The organism is Streptomyces sp. NPDC029041 (assembly GCF_040637515.1).
Taxonomy (GTDB): domain Bacteria; phylum Actinomycetota; class Actinomycetes; order Streptomycetales; family Streptomycetaceae; genus Streptomyces.
This window is the reverse complement of sequence record NZ_JBEZWO010000006.1, coordinates 165,170-191,690: the sequence shown is the minus strand read 5'-3', so window position 1 is coordinate 191,690 and position 26,521 is coordinate 165,170. Positions and strand designations below refer to the sequence as shown.

Below are 26,521 nucleotides of genomic sequence, written 5' to 3'. Positions count from 1 at the left end.
CATGTGGGCCGGGCCTGACCGAATCTTTGGCGACACCGTCACAACACACGCCCGGTCACCGGGTCCCGGCTGCCGCGAACCGTGCCACAGCGGACACGTTCGACCTGGTCACGAACGCGGGGCCGGTGAGCACCGGCGCCGTCCCGCCGCCGCTGACGTTGCCGTTGGTCCGGTACAGCCACAGGGCGTCCACCGCCAGGTAGCCCTGCAGATAGGGCTGCTGGTCCACGGCGAACTGCACCTCACCGCTCTTCACCGCCTCGACCACGTTCCTGTTGAGGTCGAAGGTGGCGACCTTGGCCCGGCTGCCGCTCCGCCGCACGGCCTCGACGGCGCCGAGCCCGTACTGGGCGCCCAGGGCGACGACCTCGTCGATGCTCGCGTCCTGCCGCAGCCGGGCGGCGATCGTGGCGGTCACCGCCTTCATGTCGCTGCCGTCCACGTACAGGTTGTCGGTGTCGCCGCGGAACGTCTTGCGCATTCCGGCGCAGCGCGCCTCGAGCGCGACGTTGCCCCGCTCGTGCACCACGCACAGGGCGTGCCGTGCCCTGACGTCGTCCAGTTTGTCGCCGACGGCCCGGCCCGCGACGGACTCGTCCTGGCCGAAGTACTCCAGCAGGCCCGCGGGCCGCCAGGCGTCGATGCCGGAGTTGAGCCCGACGACGGGGATGCCGGCCGCCCTGGCCCGGGCGATCGGGCCCCGCATCGCCGCCGGCTTGGCCAGTGTCACCGCGATGCCGTCGACCTTGTCGCGGACCGCGTCCCGCACCAGCCCGGCCTGCGCGGCCGGGTCGGCGTCGCCCGCGTACGTCAGGTCGACGCCGTCCTTGGCGGCAGCCGTCTCGGCGCCCCTGCGCACCAGGTCCCAGAAGGCGTCACCCTTGCCGCCGTGAGTGATCAGGGCGACCTTCATCCCGCCGCCCGGTCCGCCCGCGGCGTCCCCGCCCGCCGCGTCGTCGGTCACGCCCAGGACGGAGCAGCCCGACACCAGCAGACACAGGACGGACAGCAGGGCCGCGACACGGATGCCTCTGCCGGAGGTGTGAGGCGGGCAAGCAGTGTTCATGGGGGGTGGACCTCGCTGTGCGGCCGAGCAAGAGCAGGGTGAGAGCGCAGACGGGGCCGCAAAGACGCACCGGTCGGATGACTCTCGCTGGCCCGGAGCCAACCGTGTGTGACCACCGGTCGTCAAGTGAGCGGCGACGTGCCGTGAGTTGATGCTGCCGCATCGTGATGATCTGTTCGGCCCGTCGAACGAAGAGGGGTGTCGAGGCTCTCACCTCGGCTTTTCCGTACCGTCTATGCGGTTCGGCCGACCCCTCGTGACGGCCTGACGGCCCCGCCAAACGCTCGCAGCGGTGGCCCTCCTGCCCCGCCTAGACTGAGGCGGCGCACTCGGCGAGGCAGGCGACGGAAGGGGCGGTGACGGTGGCGGCAGCCGGCGGTGGTTTCGAGGACCCCTCCGAGGACGTGCTCGCCCGGGCGGCCGCGTCCTTCGCTCTGCTCGCCTCGCCCGCCCGGCTGCACATCGTCTGGGCGCTGGCGCAGGGCGAGAGCGATGTGACCGGGCTTGCCGAGCGGGTCGGCGGCGCGCTGCCCGCGGTCAGCCAGCACCTCACCAAGCTGAAGCTGGCCGGACTTGTCCGCTCACGCCGTGAGGGCCGCCGCCAGGTGTACTACGTCGACGACCCCGACGTCGTCGAGGTCGTGCGGCTCCTGGTGGACCGGCTCACCGACCGCGCCGCTCCGGCGCCCCGCCGCCTCCATGGCCTCTGAGCCCGCCGAGGGCACCACACTGGAGGTGCTGCGGCGGCTGGAGTCGGGGCCCCGCGGGCTGACCGACACGGAAGCCGCCTCCCGGCTCGCCGCGTCCGGCGAGAACACGCTGCCGGACCGCCGCACCCCCTCCTGGCCCCGCCGGTGCGCACGCGCCCTGCGCGACCCCTTCACCGCCGTACTCCTCTGTCTGGGCCTGGTGTCCGCCGCCGTCGCCTCCTGGGGCACCGCCGTGGTGATCCTCGCCCTGGTCGCGGTCAGCTGTGTGCTGCGGGCCGGCGGTGAGCACCGGGCCGACCGGTCCCTGGCCGCCCTGCGCGAACTGGTCGCGGGCACCGCCACGGTGCTGCGCCGCGCCGACCCCGCCGGGCAGCCGGAGCCCCGGGAGGTGCCGGTCGCCGAACTGGTCCCCGGCGACGTGCTCCGGCTCGGTCCCGGCGATCTGGTCCCGGCGGACGTACGGCTGCTGAGGGCCCGCGGGCTCATGGTGCAACAGGGGGCGCTGACCGGGGAGTCGGCGCCGGTGGCGAAGCGGGCGGCCGACGACGGAGTCCCCGGCGAGTTCGGACTGTGCTTCCAGGGCAGCACGATCGCCTCCGGCAGCGCCACCGCCGTCGTGACCGCGACCGGGGCCGCGACGCGGTTCGCCGCCGCTCACCGGGTGCCGGACGCGCCCCGGCAGGGCGGTGCCTTCGACCGGTCCGTGCACGGCATCTCCTGGGTGCTGATCCGGTTTATGCTGCTGACACCGCCGCTGGTGCTGATGGCCAACGCCACCCTGCGCGACCGCGGCCTGGAGACACTGCCGTTCGCCGTCGCGGTCGCCGTCGGGCTGACACCCGAGATGCTGCCGGTGATCGTCACGACCTGTCTGGCCCGGGGCGCGGCCCTGCTCGCCCGCGCGCACGCCGTCATCGTCAAACGGCTGCCCGCCCTGCACGACCTGGGCGCGGTCGACGTGCTGTGCGTCGACAAGACCGGCACCCTCACGCAGGACCGTCCCGTCGTCGAGCGGGCCCTCGACCCGGCCGGCCGGGAGGACCCCGAGGTGCTGCGCTGGGCCGCCGTCGGCGCCTGGTGGACCCTCCAGCTCGCCGAACTGCCCTCCCCCGACGCCCTCGACGAGGCCCTGCTGGAAGCGGCCGGGCCGGTGGGCGAGGAGTACGACGGGGTGGAGGCCGTGCCGTTCGATCCCGTCCGGCGCACCTCGACGGCCGTGGTGCGAGGCGGTCTCGGACAGCACACCGTCGTCCTCACGGGCGCCGCGGAAGCCGTCCTGGAACGCTGCGCCGCGGCGCCCGGCGAGCGCGAGCGGCTGCTCGCCCTCGCCGCCCGGGAGGCGGACGCCGGGCTGCGGGTCCTGGCCGTCGCCACGGCCGAGCGCCCCGCAGGGCCCCGCACGGCCGACGCCCGGGGGCTGGTCTTCCGGGGCCTGGTGACCTTCCGGGACGCCCTCGCCCCCACCGCCGCCGAGGCGCTGCGCGCCCTGGCCGACCGCGGCGTCACCGTGAAGGTGCTCACCGGCGACCACCCGGCCACGGCGGCCCGGGCCTGCCACGACCTGGGCCTGGACCCGGGCGAGGTACGGACCGCCGCACAGGTGACCGACGGCCCCGGTGGCGCGACGGTCGTCGCCCGCTGCACCCCGCAGGACAAGGCCCGCCTCGTCACCGCGCTGCGCACCGCCGGGCACACTGTGGGCTTCCTCGGCGACGGTGTGAACGACGTGGCCGCGCTGCGCGCCGCCGACGTCGGCATCGCGCCCCGCTCGGCCGTCGGCGTGGCACGGGAGAGCGCCGACGTCGTGCTCGCCGACAAGGACCTCACGTCGATCGGCCACGCGATCACGGCAGGCCGGCACGCCAGCGGCAACATCGCCTCGTACCTGCGCGTCACGCTCTCCTCGAACCTGGGCAACGTCGTCGCCATGCTCGGCGCCGGTCTGCTCCTGCCTTTCCTGCCGATGCTTCCCGCCCAGGTGCTCGCCCAGAACCTGTGCTTCGACGCGGCCCAGCTCGCCTTCGCCCACGACCGTCCGGGCGCTGCGGCCCTGCGCGGCCCGGCGGTGCTGAGGCCGCGCGCCTTCCTCCGGTTCGCCCTCGGTTTCGGCATGCTCAACGCGCTCGCCGACCTCGCCACCTTCGCCGTCCTCGCGCTGGTGCTGAACGGCCCCGACGCCGTGGACGACGAGGCCGTGTTCCATTCCGCGTGGTTCACCGAGAACCTGCTCACCCAGGCCGCGGTGATGCTGCTCCTGCGCACCGGCCGGCGCGACGCGGCGATCCGCCCGCCGGGCCCGGTCGGCCTGGCGGCGGCCGGCCTCACCGCCGTCGGCCTGCTCCTGCCGCCGAGCCCTCTCGGGGCGGCCCTCGGCATGACGGCGCTGCCCGCCGCGTACTACCTGTTGCCGGCCGTCGTCCTCGGCCTGTACGCCCTGGCCCTGGCGGCGGCCCGCACCCGGCACCGGCGGCGTCAGCCGTAGGTGAGGTTCGAGCAGGGGTTGTCGTCCGCGGACCTGGCCCCGTCGGCGACCTCGGACGGCACGGCGGTCGGTGCCGGGGAGGCGGAGGCGCCCGCCGCCGGGTCGTCCGCGTACGACTGCCCGAGGACGACGCTGATCCCGCTGCCGGTCGTGGACCGGAGCTCCGCCCCGGGGAAGGCCCGTGCCACGGTCCGGGCGTTCTCCTCCTGGCCCGGTCCGTACTCGACCAGCGTGGTCGTGCGGTCCTGCTCGGCCGCCGTCGCGGTGCCCGTCACGGTGAAGCCGTCCCCGGTCAGGGTGGCGGCGGCGCGGGCGGCCAGGCCGGGGACGGCGGTGCCGTTGTAGACGGCGACGTCGACGCCCTCACCGGAGACCGGCGCGGGGGAGGCGGAAGAAGCTCCGGAGCCGGATGTTCCGCCCTTCTTCCCGCCGGCGTTCTTGCCGTCGATCGTGCGGTCGGACCGGAGCGCGGCCCACAGGGCGTCCGCGTCCGGCTGGACGATCGCCACCCGTGATCCCTCGTAACGCCAGGGCAGGGTGACGAACTTGGTGTTGTGCAGGTCGATGTCCTTCAGGGACATCGCGAAGGAGATCAGCTTGTCGGCGGAGCCCAGGCCGGGGTCCACGGTGAGTGACTTCGTGGCGGCCTCGGCGAGCGGCAACAGCTTCGTGGGGGTGAGGCCCTTGCTCTTGACCTCCTTCAGCAGACTCGCCACGAACGCCTGCTGGCGTTTGATCCGGCCGATGTCGGAGCCGTCGCCGATGCCGTGCCGGATCCGGACGTAGTCCAGCGCCCTCTGCCCCGACACGGTCTGCTCGCCCTTGGGGAAGAGCAGCTTGCCCGGGGCGGTGAGATGCGGGTTGAGGTCGTTCTCGTAGACGTTCTGCGGCAGGCACACGCGCACGCCGCCCACCACCTCCGTCAGCTCCGCGAAGCCCTTGAAGTCGACGACGACGGTGTGGTCGACGCGCAGCCCGGTGAGCTGTTCGACCGTGTTCTGGGTGCAGGCCGGGTTGCCTTCGGGGGTCTGGCCGACCGAGTAGGCGGCGTTGAACATGGTGTCCGGCCGGGCCGTGGTCCAGGTGCCGTCGGGCAGTTTGCAGGGCGGGATCGTGACCAGTGTGTCACGCGGGATGGAGACGGCGATCGCGTGCCGGTGGTCGGCGTAGACGTGCAGCAGGAAGGCGGTGTCGGAGCGGCCCACGTCGTCCTTCTCGCCGCCGCCCAGCGCGTTGTTGCCGCCGGTGCGGGTGTCGGAGCCGATGACCAGGACGTTCTCGCCCTTCGACGAACCGGCGTCGGGGCGGTTGTCGGAGAGTCCGCCGGAGTCGAACGTGCTGATGTCGCCGTCCAGCTTCAGATAGAGCCAGCCGGCACCGCCCGCGGCCAGGACGAGCAGCGCCAGGGTGATCAGGAGGGCGGTGCGTATGCCGCCGCGGCGGCGGCCGCGCCGGCGCCTGCGGTCCCGGGGCGCACCCCGGTTGCCGCGACCGGTGCCCCCGCTCCGGTGCCGCGGCGGGTCCGTCGTCCGATTGCTGGTGACCGTCATCGGCGTCCGTTTGCCTCTCGCCCGTGGGTTGTACAGTTGCGCAATGTAGCAACTGTCGACGAGAGGGAGGGCAGGACGTGCTGCGCAACGGACTGGAGCCCTGGCACCTGCTGATCGTGGCGATCGTGGTGATCGTCCTGTTCGGATCGAAGAAACTGCCGGACACGGCACGGTCGCTGGGCCGCTCGATGCGGATCCTCAAGAGCGAGGCCAAGGCTCTGAAGGAGGAGGGCGCCGCGGCGCCGGAGTCCCCGGACGCGGCGCCCGCCGCACCGCCCGTCAGCCGGTCAGAACCGGCAGCGACCGATGCCCGTGCGAAATGAAGGAATCCACCGGCTCCAGCCCGTCCCCCGGCGCGGCGAGGGCGAGGCGGGGGAACCGCCCGAACAGCGCCGGCAGGGCCACGCGCGCCTCCAGCCGGCCCAGCGGGGCGCCCAGGCAGTGGTGGACCCCGTACCCGAAGGCCAGGTGATCCTTCGAGGCCCGGGTGACGTCGAAGACGGCGGCGTCCGGGCCGTGGTGCTCCGGATCGCGTCCGGCGGCGGTGTAGACGGCGAGGATCGCCTCTCCCTTGTGGATCACCGCGTCGTCCGGGCCGCCCAGTTCGCGCAGGGGGAGGTCCTCGACGGCGTAGCGCAGCGGCAGGCTGGCCACCGGCGCCTCGGCCCGCAGGGTCTCCTCGATCACGTCGTCCCAGGAGGCCCGCCCCTCGCGGACGTGCGCGAGCTGGGCGGGGTGGGTGAGCAGCGCGTGGACGGCGTTGTCGAGCAGGTTGACCGTCGTCTCGTGACCGGCGCTGATCATCAGCATCAGCGTGTCGAGCAGTTCCTGCTCGCTGAGCCGGGTGCCGCTCTCCTCCTCGTGGGCCGAGATCAGCGCGGAGGTCAGGTCGTCGGCGGGTGCGGCCCGCTTGGCGGCGACCAGTTCACCGAGGACGGCGTAGAACCGGGCGTAGATGTCGGCGACTTCCGTCGCGTCGGCCGAGGTGTGGAAGACGCCGTCCACCACGACCCGCAGCTCGGTGCCCAACTCCTCGGGCAGTCCGAGGAGTTCGCCGATGACCTGGATGGGCAGCGGATAGCAGAACTCCTCCCGCAGATCGACCGTGAGCCCGTCGGACCCCGCCTTCGCGACACGGTCGAGGAGCGCCGCGGTGATCTCCTCGATCCGGGGCCGCAGCGCCGCGGTGCGGCGGGCGGTGAACGCCTTGGAGACGAGGGTGCGCAGCCGTTTGTGCTCGGTGCCGTAGGCCGTGAACATGTTCCGCACCGCGACCCACGTGTACAGCGGCCAGTCCGTCGCGACCTCACCGTCATTCCAGCGCTGCCAGTGCCGGCGGGCGTCCTTCGACACCCGCGGGTCGGTGAGCAGCCGCTTGAGCAGCGGCGCGCTGCCGACCGCCCAGGCCGGGACACCGTGGGGGAGTTCCACGGGCGCGACGGGTCCGCGCTCACGGATCCGGGCGGCCTCGCCGTGGATGTCGCGGCCGGTCGGGTCGATCACGATCGGGCGGCTGAACTCCATCGGGCCCTCCCTGGGCTGACGGCTGATCGGGCGGCGCGCACGCAGGTGGGCGTACGCGTGACACGTCCAGCCAAGTGGCCGCGGCAGGGCGGCGCCAGGGGATGGGGGATCGCTGACCTGATTCAGGCGGTCTGGCCGGTCCTCGACTCCAGCGGCTGTGGCACGGCCTGCGCGGCCCTGGCCTCCCTGCGGCGCTGCCTGCGGCCGACGCGGGGTTCCTGGTCCGGGAGCCAGCCGAAGGCGAGGCAGCTGCCCACCAGGCCCAGGAGCAGGCCGACGAAGAAGCCGCCGAGGTTGGAGGTCAGCCAGGTGCCCAGGGTGACCAGGACCCCGACGACCGAATAGAACAGGCGCTGGGCGGGATTGAGGAGGATCAGCACGCCGCACAGCAGCATCACGGCCGGGAGCAGGTAACCGGCCAGACCCTGCATGCCGACGTGCAGGATGACGTCCAGCGACGCCTTCAGCGTGAGCAGTACCTCCACCCCGCCCAGGGCGAGCAGCAGCCCGCCCCAGAACGGGCGGCCGGCCCGCCACTGCCGGAAGGCGGGCCGGACTCCCTCGCGCGGACCGCGCGACATCAGCAACCCGATCCGCTGAAGCCGAGCTTCAGACCGGGCAGCTTGAACACACCCGCCGTCGTGGCGTAGTTGGTCTGCCGCAGGTTGGCGATGTGCACCGTGTCGGACTGCTGGCTGAACACACCCTTCGGCCCGCGGCCCTTGGGGCCGGCCTTGTTGAGCGTGCTGGCGTCGTTGCCGATCTCGATGTTGTTGAACGCGGCGTCACCGGTCAGCTCGGTCGAGTCGGTCGTCAGATCGCTGGCGGTGACCTTCTGCGCGCCCTCACCCGCCCGGATGACCAGGTTCGTGCCGCCGAGGTCGACGCTCTGGCACAGCTTGGAGAGGGTCGCGTTCTTGATCACGGACGTGACGACCAGGACCTGGCCGCCGGTGTCGCCGGCGTTGGGGCTGCCTTCGGCCATCTCGTCCAGACCGCCGAACTGCGCGAAGCCGGTGCCGTTCAGCTCGGTCGCGGTGACGGTGAACGGCATGCCGGAGATGGCGAACTGCACGCCCAGCGCCCCCTCGGCCGTGAGGACCGCGAGGCCGGCGGCGGCCAGGGCGGCCGGCACCGCCATCACGGCGGCGCGGCGCGCGCGGACCCGCCCGCGTCGCGCGGGACCGGCGTCGATCTCCGGGGCGGCTGCGCCGTCCGGTCTTTCGGGGGTGTGCTCGGCGGAGGAGGTCATGTGTGCTCCAGGTGCATGTCGGTGCGGATCGGACTTCGGTGGCACGTTGCCCTGGCGCGGACATCGACCGCGTACGCACGTCTCCCGCAACTCCCGGCGGTTGCAAGGGCTTTCTCGTTACGCCGCAGTAGCCGTTCAGGAAGTTACCGGGGGTTACATGAGGGGTCAAGGGAAGTGTGAACAAAGAGTGTCGACGGTGTGCCGGGGGTGAGCAGCCCGTGCCCCGCAAGGCTCAGCCCCCTTACAACTCCCCTGCAAGACCTTGACGTTGACGGAGGCGCAGGTCTACAACTCTCCTCGTCCCACCGGATCCGTGGCGCCGGATCCGTCACTCGGCACGTCCCCGTGTCCCGGACCCGCCCGTCCCCGTACGGGCATCTCGTCGCCCGGTCTCGTCCGCACGGGCTTTCCTTCGCCCGAGCCCACGCCACGGCATGGCCGTTTCCCCGGCGACGTGCCACCAGCCACCCCCCGCCCGGCCCGGCCGGAGGTCCCCTCCCGTGTGAGCCTCCGGCCGGTGTCCGGTCTGCCGTTGCCGGCCCGTCACGTACGGAGAAGGCGTGACGAGCCGGCAACGGCAGACGGCCCGGCGCCACCCCCTCACCCCCCGCTATGGAAAGAGGTACACCCGCATGCGTACGCGCACCCTCCTCGCCCTCACCGCCGCCGTCGCCACCCTGGGCCTCGCCGCCCCGGCCTCCGCGGCCGACACCCCCGTCCTGACCACCGCCGACGGCGCGGCCGTCGCGGTCGGTGACGCCCTCGACGCGTCCCTGGCGAGCGGCACCGCCGCCACGTTCTACTCCAGCGCGACCGGAACCAGCGGCATCTCCTGCACCAAGTCGGCGTTCTCCGCCACCGTCACCGACAACCCGGCCGCCCCCGGCACCGCCACCGAGTCCCTGACCTCGCACAGCTTCGACACCAGCGGCTGCACCACCAACGTCGTCGGGGTGCTCGGGGTCAGCGGCATCACCGTCGACAACCTGCCCTACACCACCAGCGTGTCCTCCGGCGGCACCGTCTCCGTCACCCCGGCCGCGGGCTCCACCGTCCAGTCCACGGTCAAGCTGCGCACCCTGCTCGGCAGCGTCACCTGCGTCTACCAGGCCCCCGGCCTGACCGGCACGGCGAGCAACGCCGACAACAGCATCGCCTTCACCAACCAGCAGTTCACCAAGGTGTCCGGCTCGTCGCTGTGCTTCGCCAACGCCTTCTTCACCGCCAAGTACGCCCCGGTGACCAAGGGCGGCGTCGCCGTGACCGTCAACTAGACAGCCCCCGGGCGCTGATTCAGCGCCGCCGTAGCCGTACGGCCAGGGCGGCGCCGCCGGTGAGCAACAGCACCGCCGCGGCGCCGCCCGCCAGCATGGGCGCGGACGGGCCGGCGGCAGGGCCGGAGGTGGCCAGCGGCGTGTGGTCGTCTCGAGGCGCGGGCCCGGAGGGGTGAGCGGCGGTGCCGGCCGCCGGCTTCTCGCCGGTCCTCTCGTTCTCCGGCTCGCTGCGCTGCCCGGCTTCCGCCTCCTGCGGCTCCTTTTGCTTCTGCTCCTTCTCCCGCTTCTGCGGCTCCTTCTTCGTCTCCGGGAACACCACATCGGAGCACGAGTAGTAGGTGTCCGGCGTGCTGCTGTTCTGCCAGACCGTGTACAGCACGTGCCGCCCGGTGCGGTCCGACGGCCAAGTCGCCTCGAAGCGGTACGCGCCGTCCGTCAGCGCCGGGTCCGTCACCCGGGCGAACGGCTTGTCGGGCAGGTCGGACCAGGACAGCGGCCCGGCCGGGTCGTAGCCGGGCTTCGTCAGATACATACGGAACGTACCGGTGTGCGGGATCGTCGAGACGTACCGCATCCGCAGTCTCGCGCCGGGCGTCACCCGGGTCGACGGCCAGTCGGCACGGGCGAGATCGAGGCCCCGGTAGGCGGGCAGGCCACCGCTGCACAGCTTCCCGTCCGGGACGATCTGCCGGTCCCGGCCGTTGACGTTCGCCACCCGCAGGTTGTCCCACGCCGTGAAAGGCGCTCCGTTCGCCGCGACGGCCGCACGGCAGGCCGCCGTGCCCGTGCGGTCACCACCCTCGGGCGAACAGGCCACCACCCGGCTCACCGGGTCCGTCGGAGCACCGTGCGCCCGGGCCGGCCCCGCCGCCCACAGCGGCAGCAGCAGGGGGGTCACCAGGGCGGCCGTGAGTGCGGTGCGATGTGCGGTCATGCGAGGCATCGGTCTGCTTCTCCTCGGCCCGGGCGGCGACGTTCGGTAGTGCAGTACGGGAAATCGGCCCGACGCGTTCATCACGCCACGACCTGCTCGAAAGGGGTCCATTGGACGCCCAACTGCCCGCCATAGAGGGTGGTGTTCCCGTCTGATCGAGGGTTTCCCCCGTATCCCGCTGACCTTCTCTTTGCCTATCGTTCGACCACAGCTGACCCACAGGTAACCCCGAACGGGTCCGCTTCCACTCCACGCATGGCCGGCCATCGCGTCGCTCTTCGCTTTTCGAACCACCCCCCTGCGCTTCGAGGACGAAGCGAGTCCACCGCCGCTCCGCCCAGCCCGGAGTCCGGCCACGAAAGGCAACGACCGTGCGTACCTCCCCAGAGCTCAGACGGAAGCTGATATCCGTCGCCGCCGTCTCCGCCGCCCTGCTGACCGCAGCCCCCGCCTCGGTCGCCGTCGCCCAGGAGTCCGCCCCCCGCCCGGCCGCGGTCCCGGCCGCCCAGACCGAAGCGGCCCCCGGCATCCAGGCAGAGCGCCTCATCGTCGGCTACAAGTCCGGTGCCGGCGAGGCCAAGTCCGACAAGGCCGCCGCCGCGGACGCCGCCGCCAAGGCCGAGAAGACCGGCGAGGAGATCGACTTCCAGCGCCGCCTCGGCACCGGCGCCGCCCTCGTCGAGCTGGGCAGCGACCCCACCCGTGCCGACGTCGCCGACGTCGTCGCCCAGTACCAGGCCGACCCGCAGGTCGCCTACGTCGTCCCGGACCGCCTGAACAAGCCGACGGCCGTCACCCCGAACGACACCGAGTACGGCAAGCAGTGGGACCTGTTCGAGTCCACCGCCGGCATGAACGTCCCCGGCGCCTGGGACACCACCACCGGCAGCGGCGTCACGGTCGCCGTCATCGACACCGGCTACGTGGCCCACTCCGACCTGGCCGCGAACATCGTCGGCGGCTACGACTTCATCTCCGACACCGCCGTGTCCGTCGACGGCAACGGCCGTGACAGCAACCCGGCCGACCCGGGCGACTGGTACAACGACAACGAGTGCGGCCAGGGCATCGCCGCCTCCACCTCTTCCTGGCACGGTACCCACGTGGCCGGCACCATCGCCGCCGCCACCAACAACGGCAAGGGCGTCGCCGGCGTCGCCTACGGCGCGAAGATCTCCCCGGTCCGCGTGCTCGGCAAGTGCGGCGGCTACGACTCCGACATCATCGACGCCATCACCTGGGCGTCCGGCGGCACCGTCTCCGGCGTGCCCGCCAACACCAACGTCGCCAAGGTCATCAACATGAGCCTCGGCGGGGGCGGCGCCTGCTCCAGCGCGACCCAGAGCGCCATCAACGGCGCCGTGAACCGCGGCACCACGGTCGTCGTCGCGGCCGGAAACGAGAACCAGAACGTCTCCAACGCCTCCCCGGCGAACTGCAACAACGTCATCGCGGTCGCCGCGACCAACCGCGCCGGCAGCCGGGCCTCGTACTCCAACTACGGCTCGCTCGTCGACATCGCCGCCCCCGGCGGGGAGACCCGCACCTCCACCGCCAACGGCATCCTCTCCACGCTGAACTCCGGCACGAAGACGCCGTCGAGCGAGAACTACGCCTACTACCAGGGCACCAGCATGGCCACCCCGCACGTCGCGGGCCTCGCCGCCCTCGTGAAGTCGGCCAACTCCGCCCTCACCCCGGCGCAGATCGAGTCGGCCATCAAGACCAACTCCCGCCCCCTGCCGGGCACCTGCTCCGGCGGCTGCGGCGCGGGCCTGGCGGACGCCGCCAAGACGGTCCAGGCCGTGAAGGGCGGTACGTCCACCGGCACGACCTTCTCCAGCACCACCGCCGTCGCCATCCCGGACAACGGTGCGGCCGTCGAGTCGCCGATCACCGTCACCGGCCGCAGCGGCAACGCCCCCTCCGCCCTCCAGGTCGGCGTGGACATCACCCACACCTACCGCGGTGACCTCGTCATCGACCTGGTGGCGCCGGACGGTTCGGCGTACCGCCTGAAGTCCGCCGCGTCGGACTCCGCCGACAACGTGAACACCACCTACACGGTGAACGCGTCCAGCGAGGTGGCCAACGGCACCTGGAAGCTGCGCGTCCAGGACACCGCGGCGCAGGACACGGGCACGCTCAACGGCTGGAAGCTGACCTTCTGATCCTTGTGATCCTTCTCCCAGGACTCTGAACGAGGCGGGCCACAGAGCGGGCGGGCCGGCCGGTGCGGATGGGGCACCGGCCGGCCCGCCTTTACGTATGGCCCGAGATCCCCCACAGTTAGATACCGAAACCGCTGTTTCCATTCACGAGTCGCGCTTGTTTTGCCGGATGTGCACCCGCACTCCGGCCGTACGGCGTGATGAGCGCCGTCTCAGGGTGAGTTATCGTGTACGGGGGGTAAAAACAAACGGCATGTCCCGTTCATTTCCGTCCCGGGAGAGTTCAGTCGATGGCGAGGCAGTTGCGAGCCGAGCAGACCCGCTCGACGATCATCACGGCCGCCGCTGACCTGTTCGACCGTCGCGGCTACGAATCGACCAGTCTCAGCGACATCGTGGAGCACGCTCACGTCACCAAGGGGGCCCTGTACTTCCACTTCGCGGCGAAGGAGGATCTCGCCCACGCGATCCTCGAACTGCAGTCGCACACCGCCCGCCGACTGGCGACGGAGACCGACAACCGCGGCCACACCTCCCTGGAGGCGCTGATGCGCCTCACCTTCGGCATCACCCGCATGTCCGTCGACGACCCGGTGCTGCGGGCCGGGCTGCGGCTGGCCACGGGCGGGATCCGGCCCCGGCCGCCCCTGAGCCACCCGTTCACCGAGTGGCTGGACATCGTCACGGCCCGGCTCGTCGGCGCGGTCAAGGAGTCGGACGTCCACCCCGACATCGACATCGACGTCGTGGCCCACTCGCTGGTCTGCTTCTTCGTCGGCACCCGCGTCGTGGGGCGCTCCCGGGAGCCGGTCGCGCGGCAGCCCCGCAGGACGGCCGAGATGTGGAACATACTCATCCGTGGGCTGGTCCCGGTCACCCGCCGAGCCCGCTATCTGAGCCTGGCGGCGCGCCTGGAGCGGGAGCTCGCGCCGGTGTGACCCGGGCGCCGGGCTGTTCACCCGTCGCGCTGGGCCCGCGCGTTACGGTGAGGCCCATGCCCGACACCTCCTCCGCGCCCCTGCTCCTCGGCAACCAGCCGGGCTCCTTCCCCCACAGTGTGCTGGCCGAGCGGCACCCCGCGATCATCCGGCAGGTCCGCGAGGCCTTCCCGTACGAACCCGCGCAGCACCGCGCCCTCGACGAACTGCTCGCCAACTGCACCGAGGGCGCGATCGAACCGCTCCCCGCCGACGCGCGCGACCGGGGCCGGTGGGAGGCCTGGGGGCTGCGCGAGTACACCGGCCGCTCCTGGTTCGACGTGCCGTGGCTGTGGTCCGAGAGCTGGTTCTACCGCCGGCTGCTCCAGGCCGTCGGCTGGTTCGGCCCGGGCCCCTGGCAGGGCATCGACCCCTTCCGCCCGTTCAAGCTCGCCGAACTCGACTCCGCCGACACCGACGACGAACTCGCCGCGCTGGACGACCTCGCCGACCGCCCCGCCGCCGAACAGGAGCAGGCCCTGCTGCACGGTTCCCTGTGGGGCAATCGCGCCGACCTCGGCTTCCGCCTCTCCGCCGAAGGCGCGCGGGCGGCGGACGCCGTGCCCGGCCTGGTCGCCGACGACAGCGACCGGCTCCGGTCGCTGCTGGACCGCGCCGACGGGGGCACTTTGTGCCTGGTCGCCGACAACGCGGGCCGTGAACTCGTCCCCGATCTCCTCCTCGTCGCCCACCTCCTTCGGACCGGCCGCATCGGGCAGGCGGTCCTGCACGTCAAGCCCTGTCCCTACTACGTCTCCGACGCCACCACCGCCGACGTCGTCGACGCACTGCGCCGCCTGACCGGCGCCGGGGGAGCGGCCGCCGCGTACGGGCGGCGGCTGTGGTCCGCCCTGGCCGACGGCCGCCTCACGCTGCGCGCCCACCCCTTCTCCAGTGCGCCGCTGCCGTACGAGGAGATGCCCGGCGACCTGCGCGCCGAATTCGCCTCGGCCGCGCTCACGATCGTCAAGGGAGACCTCAACTACCGCCGTCTGGTGGGAGACCGGCTGTGGGCGCCGACGACTCCCTTCGCGGACGTCACGGCTTATTTCCCCGGCCCGGTCGCCGCCCTGCGCACCCTGAAGTCCGACGTGATCACCGGCCTCGACGCGCACACCGAGGCGGCCCTGGTCGCGGCGGAGGACCAGCGCTGGCGCACCAGCGGCACACACGCGCTCATCCAGGTACGGGACCCCGGTGAGGCGTGAGGGGAAATCCGGGGCCGGGGAGGAGCGCCGCAAGTCCCTTTCGGGCCTCCCGTGTTGGCCCCGGTTCACGCGATAGTGTGATCATGTCCGGTCCGGCGGATGTCACCGCGGGACGCCGGGTAGGGCCCCGGCCATGACGCAGCCGTTCGAACTCCCGCACTTCTACCTGCCGCATCCCGCGCGGCTGAACCCGCACGTCGACGAGGCCCGGGCCCATTCGACCGAGTGGGCCCGTGAGATGGGCATGCTGGAGGGGTCCGGCGTCTGGGAACAGGCCGACCTCGACGCCCACGACTACGGTCTGCTCTGCGCGTACACCCATCCCGACTGCGACGGCCCCGACCTCTCCCTCATCACCGACTGGTACGTGTGGGTCTTCTTCTTCGACGACCACTTCCTGGAGAGGTACAAGCGCAGCCCGGACCGCGCCGCCGGCAAGGCCCACCTGGACCGGCTGCCCCTGTTCATGCCGCTGGACCTGTTCGCTCCCGTGCCGGAACCGGAGAACCCGGTCGAGGCGGGCCTCGCCGACCTGTGGGCTCGTACGGTGCCGAGGATGTCCGAGGGGTGGCGCCGGCGCTTCGCCGTGGCCACCGAGCACCTCCTCAACGAGTCGATGTGGGAGCTGTCCAACATCAACGAGGGGCGGATCGCCAACCCCGTCGAGTACATCGAGATGCGCCGCAAGGTCGGCGGCGCCCCCTGGTCGGCGGGGCTCGTGGAGTACGCGACCGCCGAAGTGCCCGCCTCCGTCGCCGGGACCCGGCCGCTGCGGGTGCTGATGGAGACGTTCTCGGACGCCGTGCACCTGCGCAACGACCTGTTCTCCTACCAGCGCGAGGTCGAGGACGAGGGCGAGAACAGCAACGGCGTGCTCGTCCTGGAGACCTTCTTCGGCTGCACCACCCAGCAGGCCGCCGACACGGTCAACGACATCCTCACCTCCCGCCTCCACCAGTTCGAGCACACGGCGTTCACCGAAGTGCCCGCCGTGGCCCTGGAGAAGGGACTGCGTCCGGACGAACTCGCGGCCGTGGCGGCGTACACGAAGGGCTTGCAGGACTGGCAGTCGGGCGGCCACGAGTGGCATCTGCGCTCCAGCCGCTACATGAACGAGAACGCGGTGCGCGGCGGCAGCAGCCCTTCGCCCGGGTGCACCGGCTTCGGCACCTCGGCGGCCGATGTCCGCACGCTGCTCGCGACGGCAGGCGTGGAGCGGCTGCGCTCCTTCACGCACGTGCCGTACCAGAAGGTCGGGCCGTCGCGGATCCCCGACATCCGCATGCCGTTCCCGCTGGAGCTGAGCCCGCACCTCGACGGCGCCCGCCGGAGCCTGCGCGCCTGGGCCGAGCGCATGGGCATCCTCGCCGAGGGCGTCTGGGACGAGGACAAGCTCCGCGCCTACGACCTCGCGCTCTGCTCGGCCGGCCTCGACCCGGACGCCACGTCCGAGGCCCTCGACCTGAGCGCCCAGTGGCTCGCCTGGGGCACCTACGGCGACGACTACTACCCGCTGGTGTACGGCCATCGCCGCGACCTCGCCGCCGCCCGGCTGACCACGGCCCGCCTGTCCGACTGCATGCCGCTCGACGGAGAGGAGCCCCCGCCGCCGGTCAACGCCATGGAACGCGGACTGGCGGACCTGTGGACGCGGACCACCGCCGGGATGACGCGCGAGGCGCGGCGCACGTTCAAGGACGCGGTCGACGCCATGACGGAGAGCTGGCTGTGGGAGCTGTCCAACCAGCTCCAGAACCGCGTGCCCGACCCGGTGGACTACCTGGAGATGCGCAGGGCGACCTTCGGCTCCGACCTCACCCTGAGCCTGTGCCGGAGGGGACACGGCCCGGCCGTCCCGCCCGAGGTCTACCGCAGCGGCCCGGTCCGCTCCCTGGAGAACGCCGCGATGGACTTCGCGTGCCTCCTCAACGACGTCTTCTCGTATCAGAAGGAGATCGAGTTCGAGGGCGAGATCCACAACGCGATCCTCGTCGTGCAGTCCTTCTTCGGCTGCGACTACCCGACCGGGCTCGGCATCGTGCACGACCTGATGGACCAGCGCATGCGCCAGTTCGAGCACGTCGTCGCGCACGAACTGCCCATTCTGTACGAGGACTTCCAGCTCACGGCGGAAGCGCGCGCGGCGATGGGGGCCTATGTGGCGGATCTGCGGAACTGGCTGTCCGGCATCCTCCACTGGCATCGCGAGGTGGACCGCTACAAGGAAGCGTGGCTGTCCCGGCGCGCCCACGGCTTCCTCCCGTACCGGCCGCCCGCCGTACCCGTGCCCGCTCTTCGCTGAGGCGTCGGCGTCCCGGCCGGAAGGCCACAGCGGCCGTACCCCATCGCCGAGGGCTGCGATCGCCCGGCCGGAGGATCACACCGGCCGGGGGCGCCCCACCTGTTCCACGGCTCGTACCGCACCGGCAACCCGCGTGCGGTACGAGCCGTGTCCGCCTCCGGCACCCCCCGACCGCCCCGTTCCCGGTCAGTCTCACTCGTTCGTGGCTCGTCGGCCGCCGATGCGCCGGGTAGAGCACCTGCCGAGATCGCTCCGGGACCCGCCGGTGGCGATCGGCACCATCCGGAGGCGAGCCATGGAACAGACCGCGCTGCGACCCAAGCCGATGCCGGGGCGGGACCCCGAGGGGGCCGCCCCCGTGACGGGACCCGGCCCGTCACGCCCGCGCCCGCACGCCGCCCGGCGCCGCGGCAGGCGGCTTCTCAACGTTCTGCTCGCCGGATTCGCCGGCGCGGTCCTGGTGCTGTCCGGAATCGGCCTCGGGGTCATGGGGCCCACGGTGCTCGGTGACGTCGGACGCCTCGACCTCCGCGGACGGCACACTCCGTCACCTCCCGTTTCCCCGCCGGCCCCCGCTCCCTCGGCGCCCACCACCGCCTCCCTCGGGGTGCAGGTCATGGACGCCCGCAAGCCCGGGGCGGTGGTCGTGGGACTGCACGTCCCCGGCCCGGCCCAGGCCGCCGGTCTGGTGCGCGGCGACGTCCTCCTCGCCTACGGCGCGACCCGGATCGACACGGCCGCCGATCTGGTCCGGGCCGTCGCGCGCACCCGCCCGGGCTCCGAGGTCAGGCTGACGGTCCGGCACCGCAGCGGCGGCTACGAGCAGCTGACACTCGTACCGGCCCTCGCCGCGTGAGGCAGGTCGACGAGGCTCGCCGCCCGCGTGACCCCCGGGCGCGCACGCGCCCGGGCGACCCTCACGGCGCGACGCGGAAGTGGCTCGTGAGCCGCCCCGAGTCGTCCAGGACGTGGAGGGCGAATCCGGGCGGCGCCTCCCGGTCCGCGATCTGCTCGCCCTCCCACGGCAGCCGCAGCGTCCACGTCACGCCGGGCCCGACGACCAGCGGCCGCCCCGCGAACGTGGTGGCGGCGGGGGTGTGGGCGTGGCCGGTGATCAGCCCGGCGATCTCGGGCCGGCGGGCCTGCAGACCGGCCAGCCGGCCGGGGTTTCGCAGCGGGTGGGAGTCGGGCAGCGGGTGGTGCAGCGCCACCGGCGGGTGGTGGAGGACGAGCAGGGCCGGCAGCCCGTCGTCGAGTTCGTCGAGGGTCGTCTCGATCCAGTCGTACGTCTCGTCGTCCAGCTCTCCGTCGTCGCGGCCCGGGACGCTGGAGTCGCACATCAGCACCGCGCCGTCGTCGAAGACCCGCACGCCGTTGACCGGCCCCTCGCCCCCGGGCCGGTCCAGCAGCGCCTTGCGGTAGGGCGTACGGCTGTCGTGGTTGCCGGGGCAGGTCAGCACCGGGAACGGGGCGTCACCGGTGCGCAGCCCCAGGATGCGTGCGGCCTCCTCGTACTCGGGCTCCGTGCCGTGCTCGGCGATGTCCCCGGTCACCAGCAGCGCGTCCACGGGGCCCGGCAGCTCCCAGAGGCGGTCGCGCACCCGCTCGGCGCGTTCCGTGGCCCGCGTGCTCCCGTCCAGATGCAGATCGCTGATGTGCGCGAGTACCAGCACCGTCGTACGCCCCCTCGATCAAACACTAATGGCAGAGCTGAATCTAAGCATTAGAGCTAACGCTTGGGCAATCCACTGCCGTTAGAAAGATCGCCGGGTGAATGCCCGCAGACGGCTCGCGCCGCCCCCGTCCGCCGGGCAGGATGCTGCCCGTAGCCCCTTCGTCCGCCTGGGAGGTCCGGATGACCGGAAGCACCACAGCGTCCTTCACCGCCGACGACTACCGGGCCCGCATGGAGCGCGCCGCGCGGACGGCCGCCGACGCCGGTCTCGCGGGCCTGCTGGTCGCCCCGGGACCGGACCTGGTGTGGCTCACCGGCTACACGCCCCCTGCGGTCACGGAGCGGCTCACCCTGCTGGTCCTCGCCGCGGGGCAGGACCCCGTCCTGGTCGTCCCCGCCCTGGAGGCCCCGGACGCGCACCGGGCGGCCGGCGCCGCCGCGCTGACCCTGCGCGACTGGACCGACGGCAAGGACCCCTACGCCGCCACCGCCGCCCTCCTCGATGCCCCGGGCCGGTACGGCATCAGCGACAACGCCTGGGCCCTGCACCTGCTGGCCCTCCAGCAGGCCCTGCCCGGCAGCTCGTACGCCTCGCTCACCGAGGCCCTGCCGATGCTGCGTGCCGTCAAGGACGCGGCGGAGCTGGACCTCATGGCGGCCGCGGGAGCCGCCGCCGACGCGACGTTCGAGGAGATCCGGAACGTCCCCTTCGCCGGACGCCGGGAAGCCGAGGTCGCCGCCGACCTCGACCGGCTGCTGCGCCGGCACGGACACCAGCAGGTCGACTTCACCATCGTCGCCTCCGGCCCGAACGGCGCCGACCCGCACCACGAGGCGGGCGAGCGCGTCATCGCCCGGGGCGACATGGTCGTCCTCGACTTCGGCGGCCTGTGCGACGGCTACGGCTCCGACACCTCCCGCACGGTTCACGTCGGCGAGCCCACCGACGAGGAGCGCCGTGTGCACGACCTGGTGCGCGAGGCCCAGGAGGCCGGCTTCCGCGCGGTGCGGCCGGGCGCGGCCTGCCAGGACGTCGACCGGGCCGCCCGCCGGGTCATCGCCGACGCCGGCTACGGCGAGTACTTCATCCACCGCACCGGACACGGGATCGGCGTCACCACCCACGAGCCGCCCTACATGATCGAGGGCGAGGAGCGGCCCCTCGTGCCCGGCATGTGCTTCTCCGTGGAACCGGGCATCTACCTGCCCGGCCGGTTCGGGGTCCGCATCGAGGACATCGTGACCGTCACCGAGGAGGGTGGGCGGCGCCTCAACACCACCCCCCGCGAGCTGGTCATAGTGGAGTGAGGCCCCGATGTCCCCAGCACGCCTCCCGAACGGCAACGGCGCGACCATGACCCAGGCACCGACACCCACCGCGGACACCGTCCGCCGGCTGGTCCAGTCCCTCCTCGACGACGCCAGGGAAGGCAGGAACGCCCAGGACACCCAAGGCGGCCGGGCCGGCAGGGAGGACCGGCAGGGCGGCAGCGGCCGCGGTCCCGACGTCCGGCCCGCCACCCCCGGTGCCGAACCCGTCACCTGGTGGGTCGGCACCCGCCACGTCCTGCGCCTGGCCCCCGACCGGGAGGCCACCGCGCGCCAGCGCCGCGAACTGCGCCTGCGCGACCTCGTCCGCCCGCACGTCCCGGTGACGGTGCCGGTCAGTGTCGCGCACGGCGAGTGGGCGCCCGGCCTGAGCTTCACGCTGGACACCAAGGTGCCCGGCGGCTCGGGAGAGGATCACGACGTGTCGGCCGTCGGCGAGGCCGACCTCGCCGGCCTCCTCACGGGCCTGCGCGAGGTGCCGGTCCGGCAGGCCGAGACGCTCGGCGTGCCGCGCGCCGCACCGCGCTCCCTGGAGGCGCTGCGCCGGGCCGCCCTGCACGCCGCCCAACGCCTGGCCGCTGCCGACGAGTTCGACCCCGCGCGCCTGAACCAGCTCACCCCGCCCGCCGCGTCCCAGCTCGCCGCCCAGCCCGGCTCGGCGGTCCTCACCCACCACGCCCTCACGGGCGGCCACCTCGTGGTCAGCGCCGACGGCAGGGTGCGCGGCGTGCTCGGCTGGGCGGGCACGGCCGTCGGCGACCCGGCCGAGGACATCGCCGGTCTCGCCCTCGCCGTCGGCGCACCCGCCGCCGTACGCGCCGCCACCCTCGCCGGCTACGGCGCCCGCCCCTGTCTGCGCGGCCTGTGGCTCGCCCGCTGCGACGCCCTGGTCCAGCTCGCCGACGACCTCGCCGGCCAGGACGCCACCGTAGTGCGGACCCGGCTGCGCCGCGCCTGGGAGCCCATCCTGCTGGAACGGGTGACGGACCTGGGGGACGCGGACGACGCCTTGTAGCGGGGCGGCGGGTACGACATCCCGTACGGCTACCCTCCGCTCATGAAGCGCACCGTCACGGCGACGTCCCTGCTGGCCGCCGCCCTCACGTGCCTGACCGGCTGCTCTGGGCACGTCGCGAACGCCACGTCCGGCGCCCCGCCGTCCCCGGTGCGGCAGACGACCCCGGCGGAACGCCTCACCGCGCTCATGGTCACGACGGCCGACCTCGGCACCGGCTACTCGGTGCGGGACTTCGACCCGACCAGGCAGAAGTCCGTCTTCGCCAGGTCCGCCCGGGAGATCACCGGCGACGGGTCCTGCATACCGCTGGCCGCCATGACGCACCAGTTGCCCCTCGGCACGCCGCAGGCCCACCTGAGCCGCGTCGTCTCGACCGAGGAGGCGCCCGGCACCCGGATCTACGTCACCCTCGCCACCTACGACCAGGGCATGGCGACGACGGCGATGGACACCCTCCTCGAGGACGCCGTGCAGGGCTGTTCCCTCGGCTTCACCGTCAAGGCGAACGGCCACGGCGAGATGTACTACCCGTTCGAGCCGGAGGAGACCCCCGACGTCGGCGACGAGGCCCTCGCGTACCGCGGCATGATCACGGAGGAGGGCGGCACGTCCCGCCCCATCCGCACCACCGTCGTACGCCACGGGGACGTGATCACCGTCTGCACCGCGGTGGGCGGCGCCCACATCGCGAGGCCGGGGCTCCTCACACCCGTCCTCGAGGCGCAGGACGCCAAACTCCCCTGATCCGCCGGGCGTTCACTCCTGCAGCAGCACCACGGCCGACTCCCCGGGCAGCCGCACCATCCCGTCCGCCCCGGGCCGGTCCACCGGCTCCCACGCGGCCAGCACCCGCGCGTGCGGCACGCCGAGCGGCAGGGCCGCCTCCTCGGAGGCCAGGTTCACCGCCACGAGGACGTCCCCGCGCCGGAAGGCGATCCAGCGGCGCTCCTCGTCACAGGCCACCTTGGTGTCGGCGAGGTCCGGGTCGGTCAGGTCCGGCTGCTCGTGGCGCAGGGCGAGGAGCTGCCGGTACCAGGCCAGCATGCGCGCGTGGGGCTCGCGGTCCGGCTCGGACCAGTCGAGGCAGGAACGGTCCCGGGTCGCCGGGTCCTGCGGGTCGGGCACGTCCTCCTCCTTCCAGCCGTGCGCGGCGAACTCCCGCCGCCTGCCCCGGCGTACGGCGTCCGCGAGCTCCGGGTCGGTGTGGTCGGTGAAGAACTGCCAGGGCGTGCCGGCCGCCCACTCCTCGCCCATGAAGAGCATCGGGGTGAAGGGCGCCGTCAGGATCAGCGTGGCCGCGCACGCCAGCAGTCCGGGGGAGAGCAGGGCCGAAAGCCGGTCTCCCTGGGCGCGGTTGCCGATCTGGTCGTGGGTCTGGCCGTAGCCCAGCAGCCGGTGCCCGGCCACCCGCGTGCGGTCCAGCGGGCGCCCGTGGTGCCGCCCGCGGAAACTCGAGTACGACCCGTCGTGGAACCAGCCGCCGGTGAGGGTCTTGGCGAGCCCGCCGAGCGAGGCGCGCGCGAAGTCGGCGTAATACCCCTGCGACTCACCGGTCAGGACGGTGTGCAGGGCGTGGTGGAAGTCGTCGTTCCACTGCGCGTGCAGGCCGAGGCCGCCCTCGGCGCGGGAGGTGATGAGCCGCGGGTCGTTCAGGTCGGACTCGGCGACCAGGAACAAGGGCCGGTCCGTCTCGGCGGCCAGGGCGTCCACGGCCGCCGACAGCTCCTCCAGGAAGTGGCAGGCGCGCGTGTCCACCAGCGCGTGCACCGCGTCCAGCCGCAGGCCGTCGATCCGGTAGTCGCGCAGCCACGCCAGCGCGCTGCCGATCAGGAACGCGCGCACCTCGTCCGAGCCGGGCGCGTCCAGGTTGACCGCGGCGCCCCAGGGGGTGTGGTGGGTGTCCGTGAGGTACGGGCCGAAGACGGGCAGGTAGTTGCCGGACGGCCCGAAGTGGTTGTGCACCACGTCGAGCACCACACCCAGGCCGAGTTCGTGGGCCCGGTCGACGAAGCGTTTCAGTGCCTCGGGCCCGCCGTACGGCTCGTGCACCGCCCACAGCGAGACCCCCTCGTAGCCCCAGCCGTGCGTGCCGGGGAACGGGGTGAGCGGCATCAGCTCCACGTGCGTGACGCCCAGTTCGGCGAGATGTCCGAGCTTTTCGGCGGCCGCGTCCAGGGTGCCCTCGGGGGTGTAGGTCCCCACGTGCAGCTCGTACAGCACCGCGCCGGGCAGGGGACGCCCCCGCCACTGCGCGCGCCAGGGGTAGCGCTCGTGATCGACGACCGCGCTCAGCCCGTCCGGGCCGTCCGGCTGCCGCCGCGAGCGCGGATCGGGCAGCACGGGCCCGTCGTCCAGCGCGAAGCCGTAGCGGGACCCGTCGCGCGCCTCGGCCTCGCCCCGCCACCACCCCGGCCGTTCCGGATCGCGTTCCAGCACACGTGTGACGTCGTCGCACCGGAGCGTCACACGACCGGCCTGTGGTGCCCACACCTCGAACTGCACGGACGGTTCCCCTTCGTCTGTTCACCGTGAGGTAGCCCGTCCATGGTGCGTCAAAAGAGATCAATCCGCTGGTGCATCCACCCATTTGCGGCGGGTCTCACCGGGTACGTGCGTCCGGCGGCCGATTTCCCGTTTTCTGGACAGCCCGGCCGCACTGCCCGACAATCACCAGCGTGACGTCGTCCTTCGAGTTCAACACGTCCCCCGCGCGGCTCTCCGACGCGGAGCGCGACCGGGTGCTGAAGGTGCTCCGTGACGGCGTCGCCATGGGCCGCCTGTCCCACGACACGTTCGTCCACCGCATGGAACTGGCGCTCGCCGCCCGCCGCCCGGACGAACTCGCCGCCCTCACCGCCGACCTGCGCACCGAGAGCCGCCTCTCGCGCCTGGTGTTCGGCACCGTCGAGGCCGTCTCGGGCTTCTCCCTGCGGCTGCGCAGGGCCTGGCAGGCCGAGCGGCTGCCCAAGCTGCAGCTGCCCCATCCCTCGCACGGTCATCCGCTGCGCATAGGGCGCGACCCCGCCAGCGGACTGCGCCTCAACCACGAGACGGTCTCCCGCGTCCACGCCGAACTCCGTCACCAGGGCGGCCTGTGGGTCCTGCGCGACCTCGGGTCCACCAACGGCACGACGGTGAACGGCAGGCGCGTGGTCGGCGCGGCCGTCGTCCGCGAGGGCGACCAGGTGGGCTTCGGCCGGATGACGTTCCGGCTGTCGGCCGGATGACCTTCCGGCCGACGGCCGGCTGACCGGAAACGAAACCACGCCCCAGCTCCGGCCTGGGCCTTACCGGCCGTCGGCCTCGGTGCCTTGGCCGAAAAGCCGTTGCGGTTCACGGTGTTGACGTGTCCCCGAAGTCGTGACTCACTGTGCGTACGCCATCTACACCTGGTGAACCGACGGCACCGTACCGGGGAGGTGTGCCCTGCCGCCCCAGCCGCGCTATCCGACCGTCGACGAACTGGGTGCCCGGGCCGCGGCCCTCGTCGCCCGCAACCCCCGTGACGCCCGGCTGCGCCGGGTCGGCACCTCCCGCGCGGGCACCCCCATGTGGCTGCTCTCCGTGGGGCACGGCAGCCGTCAGACGCTGATCGTCGCCGGCCCCCACGCCAACGAACCGGTGGGCGGCGCCACCGTGCTGCGCCTGGCCGAGCGGGCCCTGGCCGACCCTCGGCTCACCGAGGGCGCCGACGCCACCTGGAACCTGCTGCTGTGCCTCGACCCGGACGGGTCGCGCCGCAACGAAGGCTGGCTGCCCGGCCCTTACACGCTCGGCCACTACGCCCGGAACTTCTTCCGGCCCGGCTTCCTGGAACAGCCCGAGTGGCTGCCCGACGGCGCGGGCGGCGCCGCCCTGCCGGAGACCCGGGCCCTGCTCGGCCTCCAGGACGAACTGCGCCCGTTCCTGCAGTGCTCCCTGCACGGCGTCGACGTCGGCGGCGGCTTCGTCGAGCTCACCCACGACCTGCCGGGGCTCGACCGGCGCCTGGCCCACATCGCCGCCCGGCTCGGGATACCGCGCGAACTCGGCGCGTACGACGCCCTGTACTGGCCCGGCCTCGGACCCGCCGTCTACCGGATCCCGCCGCCGCGCCGGGCCGACCTGGTCGCGGCCATCACGGAGGCAGCCGTCGAGTCCACGTGGTTCCACCCGTACCGGTACGGCACCGTCACCGCGGTCGTCGAGGCGCCCATGTGGGGCGTGACGGCCGTGGCGGACGGCTCCCCGCCCGCGGACCGGGACGCCGTGCTCCGGGCCGTCAGCCGCACCCTGCGCCACGACTCGGGCCTCCTGCGGCAGCTCCTGGCCCGGATCCGGCCGCACCTGGCCACCGTGCCCGACGCGGCCCGCCTGCTCGCCCCGGTCGACGACTACCTCCTGGTCTGCCCCGGCCTCGCCGACGCCTGGGACCCCGACACCGGCGACAGCCCGGCCCATCCCCTCCCGCCCCTGAGCACCGCCCACCTGGTCGCCCTGCGCATCTCCGGGCGCCGGCTCGCGCTGCGCACCGCGGGACTGCTGCACCAGCTCGTCCGGGCCGCCGGCCGTGACCCGGCCGGGGCGCTGCCGGAGCTGGACCTGCTGATCGACCAGTGGTGCGCCGAGTACCGCGACGGCTGCGGGGCGCGCTGGATCCCGGTGGCCCGGCAGGCGGAGTACCAGGCCCGTGTGGTGCTCGCCGCGTTCGAACTGGCCGGACGGCACGCACGTGCGTGCCCCGGTCCGGGCGAGCCGGTGCCGGTGCAACGGGACTGAGCGGGAGATCGCGCGTCCGGACCGAGGCGCCGGGCGCCGGGCGCTCCGGTGCCGGGTGCCGGGTGTCTTTGTCGCCGGGCGGCGGTGTCGGGTGCCGGGTGTTTTTGTCGCCGGGCGGCGGTGTCGGGTGCCGGGTGTTTTTGTCGCCGGGCGGCGGTGTCGGGTGCCGGGCGCCGGGCGCTCCGGTGCCAGGTGCCAGGTGCCAGGTGCCGGGTGTCTTTGTCGCCGGGCGGCGGTGCCGGGTGCCGGGTGTCTTTGTCGCCGGGCGGCGGTGTCGGGTGCCGGGTGTTT

At 73.0% G+C, this 26,521-nt stretch carries 22 protein-coding genes; 14 read left to right on the top strand and 8 right to left on the bottom strand.

The annotated features are described in order from the left end of the window. Window positions 1-55: 55 nt before the first annotated feature. Complete coding sequence (locus AB0F04_RS17020; protein WP_362042270.1) at window positions 56-1,066, bottom strand: substrate-binding domain-containing protein; 1,011 nt, start codon at window positions 1,064-1,066, stop codon at window positions 56-58. Between the two features lie 362 nt (window positions 1,067-1,428). Between AB0F04_RS17020 and AB0F04_RS17015 the strand changes: the two genes are divergently transcribed. Together AB0F04_RS17015 and mgtA are read left to right on the top strand one after the other, a co-directional pair. Continuing rightward, window positions 1,429-1,776, top strand: coding sequence for a metalloregulator ArsR/SmtB family transcription factor (locus AB0F04_RS17015; RefSeq protein ID WP_362042806.1), 348 nt, complete (start codon window positions 1,429-1,431; stop codon window positions 1,774-1,776). Continuing rightward, window positions 1,766-4,258, top strand: coding sequence for a magnesium-translocating P-type ATPase (gene mgtA / locus AB0F04_RS17010; protein WP_362042268.1), 2,493 nt, complete (start codon window positions 1,766-1,768; stop codon window positions 4,256-4,258). Before AB0F04_RS17015 ends, mgtA begins: the two co-directional genes overlap by 11 nt. Here the strand turns inward: mgtA and AB0F04_RS17005 are convergent. Continuing rightward, complete coding sequence (locus AB0F04_RS17005) at window positions 4,249-5,808, bottom strand: LCP family protein (protein WP_362042266.1); 1,560 nt, start codon at window positions 5,806-5,808, stop codon at window positions 4,249-4,251. The genes mgtA and AB0F04_RS17005 overlap by 10 nt on opposite strands. Before the next feature lie 77 nt (window positions 5,809-5,885). Between AB0F04_RS17005 and tatA the strand changes: the two genes are divergently transcribed. Next, window positions 5,886-6,131, top strand: coding sequence for a Sec-independent protein translocase subunit TatA (tatA, locus tag AB0F04_RS17000; RefSeq protein WP_362042264.1), 246 nt, complete (start codon window positions 5,886-5,888; stop codon window positions 6,129-6,131). Here tatA and AB0F04_RS16995 read toward each other — a convergent pair. The 3 genes from AB0F04_RS16995 to AB0F04_RS16985 form a co-directional block, all read right to left on the bottom strand. Then, complete coding sequence (locus AB0F04_RS16995; protein WP_362042262.1) at window positions 6,088-7,332, bottom strand: cytochrome P450; 1,245 nt, start codon at window positions 7,330-7,332, stop codon at window positions 6,088-6,090. The genes tatA and AB0F04_RS16995 overlap by 44 nt on opposite strands. A gap of 122 nt (window positions 7,333-7,454) precedes the next feature. Next, window positions 7,455-7,913 carry a DUF6114 domain-containing protein gene (locus tag AB0F04_RS16990; protein ID WP_362042260.1) on the bottom strand — a complete coding sequence of 153 codons (459 nt, stop codon included), beginning with the start codon at window positions 7,911-7,913 and terminating at the stop codon, window positions 7,455-7,457. After that, window positions 7,913-8,584, bottom strand: a complete 672-nt coding sequence (locus AB0F04_RS16985; protein ID WP_362042258.1) for a DUF6230 family protein — start codon at window positions 8,582-8,584, stop codon at window positions 7,913-7,915. The genes AB0F04_RS16990 and AB0F04_RS16985 overlap by 1 nt, the downstream gene beginning before the upstream one ends. Window positions 8,585-9,216: 632 nt before the next feature. On the opposite strand from AB0F04_RS16985, the gene AB0F04_RS16980 reads away from it, so the two are divergent. Next, window positions 9,217-9,858, top strand: coding sequence for a Tat pathway signal sequence domain protein (locus tag AB0F04_RS16980; RefSeq protein WP_362042256.1), 642 nt, complete (start codon window positions 9,217-9,219; stop codon window positions 9,856-9,858). Window positions 9,859-9,877: 19 nt separating this feature from the next. Here the strand turns inward: AB0F04_RS16980 and AB0F04_RS16975 are convergent, their stop codons facing one another. Then, window positions 9,878-10,801 carry a lytic polysaccharide monooxygenase gene (locus AB0F04_RS16975; protein WP_362042254.1) on the bottom strand — a complete coding sequence of 308 codons (924 nt, stop codon included), beginning with the start codon at window positions 10,799-10,801 and terminating at the stop codon, window positions 9,878-9,880. Between the two features lie 362 nt (window positions 10,802-11,163). Between AB0F04_RS16975 and AB0F04_RS16970 the strand changes: the two genes are divergently transcribed. From AB0F04_RS16970 to AB0F04_RS16950, 5 genes are all read left to right on the top strand, one after another. Beyond that, window positions 11,164-12,963: a S8 family serine peptidase gene (locus AB0F04_RS16970; RefSeq protein ID WP_362042252.1), complete on the top strand. Its 1,800-nt coding sequence runs from the start codon at window positions 11,164-11,166 to the stop codon at window positions 12,961-12,963. A 290-nt stretch (window positions 12,964-13,253) separates the two neighbouring features. Beyond that, window positions 13,254-13,901 (top strand): ScbR family autoregulator-binding transcription factor, encoded by a 648-nt coding sequence (locus AB0F04_RS16965; protein ID WP_362042250.1) that lies wholly within the window; start codon window positions 13,254-13,256, stop codon window positions 13,899-13,901. A 56-nt stretch (window positions 13,902-13,957) separates the two neighbouring features. Beyond that, window positions 13,958-15,148 carry a damage-control phosphatase ARMT1 family protein gene (locus AB0F04_RS16960; RefSeq protein ID WP_362042248.1) on the top strand — a complete coding sequence of 397 codons (1,191 nt, stop codon included), beginning with the start codon at window positions 13,958-13,960 and terminating at the stop codon, window positions 15,146-15,148. A 133-nt stretch (window positions 15,149-15,281) separates the two neighbouring features. Beyond that, complete coding sequence (gene cyc2, locus AB0F04_RS16955) at window positions 15,282-17,450, top strand: germacradienol/geosmin synthase Cyc2 (RefSeq protein ID WP_362042246.1); 2,169 nt, start codon at window positions 15,282-15,284, stop codon at window positions 17,448-17,450. A gap of 295 nt (window positions 17,451-17,745) precedes the next feature. Further along, entirely contained in the window at window positions 17,746-18,306 is a 561-nt protein-coding gene (locus AB0F04_RS16950) for a PDZ domain-containing protein (RefSeq protein ID WP_362042244.1), read from the top strand. A gap of 61 nt (window positions 18,307-18,367) precedes the next feature. Here the strand turns inward: AB0F04_RS16950 and AB0F04_RS16945 are convergent, their stop codons facing one another. Continuing rightward, window positions 18,368-19,123, bottom strand: coding sequence for a metallophosphoesterase (locus AB0F04_RS16945; protein WP_362042242.1), 756 nt, complete (start codon window positions 19,121-19,123; stop codon window positions 18,368-18,370). Window positions 19,124-19,305: 182 nt separating this feature from the next. On the opposite strand from AB0F04_RS16945, the gene AB0F04_RS16940 reads away from it, so the two are divergent. From AB0F04_RS16940 to AB0F04_RS16930, 3 genes are read left to right on the top strand one after another with little or no spacing between them, the layout of a single operon-like run. Continuing rightward, window positions 19,306-20,433, top strand: a complete 1,128-nt coding sequence (locus AB0F04_RS16940) for an aminopeptidase P family protein (RefSeq protein ID WP_362042241.1) — start codon at window positions 19,306-19,308, stop codon at window positions 20,431-20,433. A gap of 46 nt (window positions 20,434-20,479) precedes the next feature. Next, a complete protein-coding gene (locus AB0F04_RS16935; protein WP_362042804.1) occupies window positions 20,480-21,469 on the top strand; it encodes an aminoglycoside phosphotransferase family protein in 990 nt (329 codons plus the stop codon). A 42-nt stretch (window positions 21,470-21,511) separates the two neighbouring features. Further along, window positions 21,512-22,216 (top strand): hypothetical protein, encoded by a 705-nt coding sequence (locus AB0F04_RS16930; RefSeq protein WP_362042239.1) that lies wholly within the window; start codon window positions 21,512-21,514, stop codon window positions 22,214-22,216. Between the two features lie 12 nt (window positions 22,217-22,228). On the opposite strand, the gene treZ is transcribed toward AB0F04_RS16930, so the two are convergent. Further along, window positions 22,229-23,974: a malto-oligosyltrehalose trehalohydrolase gene (gene treZ / locus AB0F04_RS16925; RefSeq protein ID WP_362042238.1), complete on the bottom strand. Its 1,746-nt coding sequence runs from the start codon at window positions 23,972-23,974 to the stop codon at window positions 22,229-22,231. 173 nt (window positions 23,975-24,147) lie between these two features. On the opposite strand from treZ, the gene AB0F04_RS16920 reads away from it, so the two are divergent. Beyond that, window positions 24,148-24,699, top strand: a complete 552-nt coding sequence (locus AB0F04_RS16920) for a DUF1707 and FHA domain-containing protein (RefSeq protein WP_362042236.1) — start codon at window positions 24,148-24,150, stop codon at window positions 24,697-24,699. 199 nt (window positions 24,700-24,898) lie between these two features. Continuing rightward, the gene (locus AB0F04_RS16915) at window positions 24,899-26,230 is read left to right on the top strand and encodes a M14 family zinc carboxypeptidase (protein ID WP_362042803.1); all 1,332 of its coding nucleotides are present in this window, start codon (window positions 24,899-24,901) and stop codon (window positions 26,228-26,230) included. Window positions 26,231-26,521 lie beyond the last annotated feature (291 nt).

Coding starts and splice junctions, on each gene's coding strand:
- AB0F04_RS16980 (WP_362042256.1), top strand. CDS start 9,217: ATGCGTACGCGCACCCTCCTCGCCCTCACCGCCGCCGTCGCCACCCTG.
- AB0F04_RS16985 (WP_362042258.1), bottom strand. CDS start 8,584: ATGACCTCCTCCGCCGAGCACACCCCCGAAAGACCGGACGGCGCAGCC.
- AB0F04_RS16960 (WP_362042248.1), top strand. CDS start 13,958: ATGCCCGACACCTCCTCCGCGCCCCTGCTCCTCGGCAACCAGCCGGGC.
- mgtA (WP_362042268.1), top strand. CDS start 1,766: ATGGCCTCTGAGCCCGCCGAGGGCACCACACTGGAGGTGCTGCGGCGG.
- AB0F04_RS17020 (WP_362042270.1), bottom strand. CDS start 1,066: ATGAACACTGCTTGCCCGCCTCACACCTCCGGCAGAGGCATCCGTGTC.
- AB0F04_RS16935 (WP_362042804.1), top strand. CDS start 20,480: ATGACCCAGGCACCGACACCCACCGCGGACACCGTCCGCCGGCTGGTC.
- AB0F04_RS16975 (WP_362042254.1), bottom strand. CDS start 10,801: ATGCCTCGCATGACCGCACATCGCACCGCACTCACGGCCGCCCTGGTG.
- AB0F04_RS17005 (WP_362042266.1), bottom strand. CDS start 5,808: ATGACGGTCACCAGCAATCGGACGACGGACCCGCCGCGGCACCGGAGC.
- AB0F04_RS16950 (WP_362042244.1), top strand. CDS start 17,746: ATGGAACAGACCGCGCTGCGACCCAAGCCGATGCCGGGGCGGGACCCC.
- cyc2 (WP_362042246.1), top strand. CDS start 15,282: ATGACGCAGCCGTTCGAACTCCCGCACTTCTACCTGCCGCATCCCGCG.
- AB0F04_RS16930 (WP_362042239.1), top strand. CDS start 21,512: ATGAAGCGCACCGTCACGGCGACGTCCCTGCTGGCCGCCGCCCTCACG.
- AB0F04_RS16940 (WP_362042241.1), top strand. CDS start 19,306: ATGACCGGAAGCACCACAGCGTCCTTCACCGCCGACGACTACCGGGCC.
- AB0F04_RS16990 (WP_362042260.1), bottom strand. CDS start 7,913: ATGTCGCGCGGTCCGCGCGAGGGAGTCCGGCCCGCCTTCCGGCAGTGG.
- AB0F04_RS16995 (WP_362042262.1), bottom strand. CDS start 7,332: ATGGAGTTCAGCCGCCCGATCGTGATCGACCCGACCGGCCGCGACATC.
- AB0F04_RS16965 (WP_362042250.1), top strand. CDS start 13,254: ATGGCGAGGCAGTTGCGAGCCGAGCAGACCCGCTCGACGATCATCACG.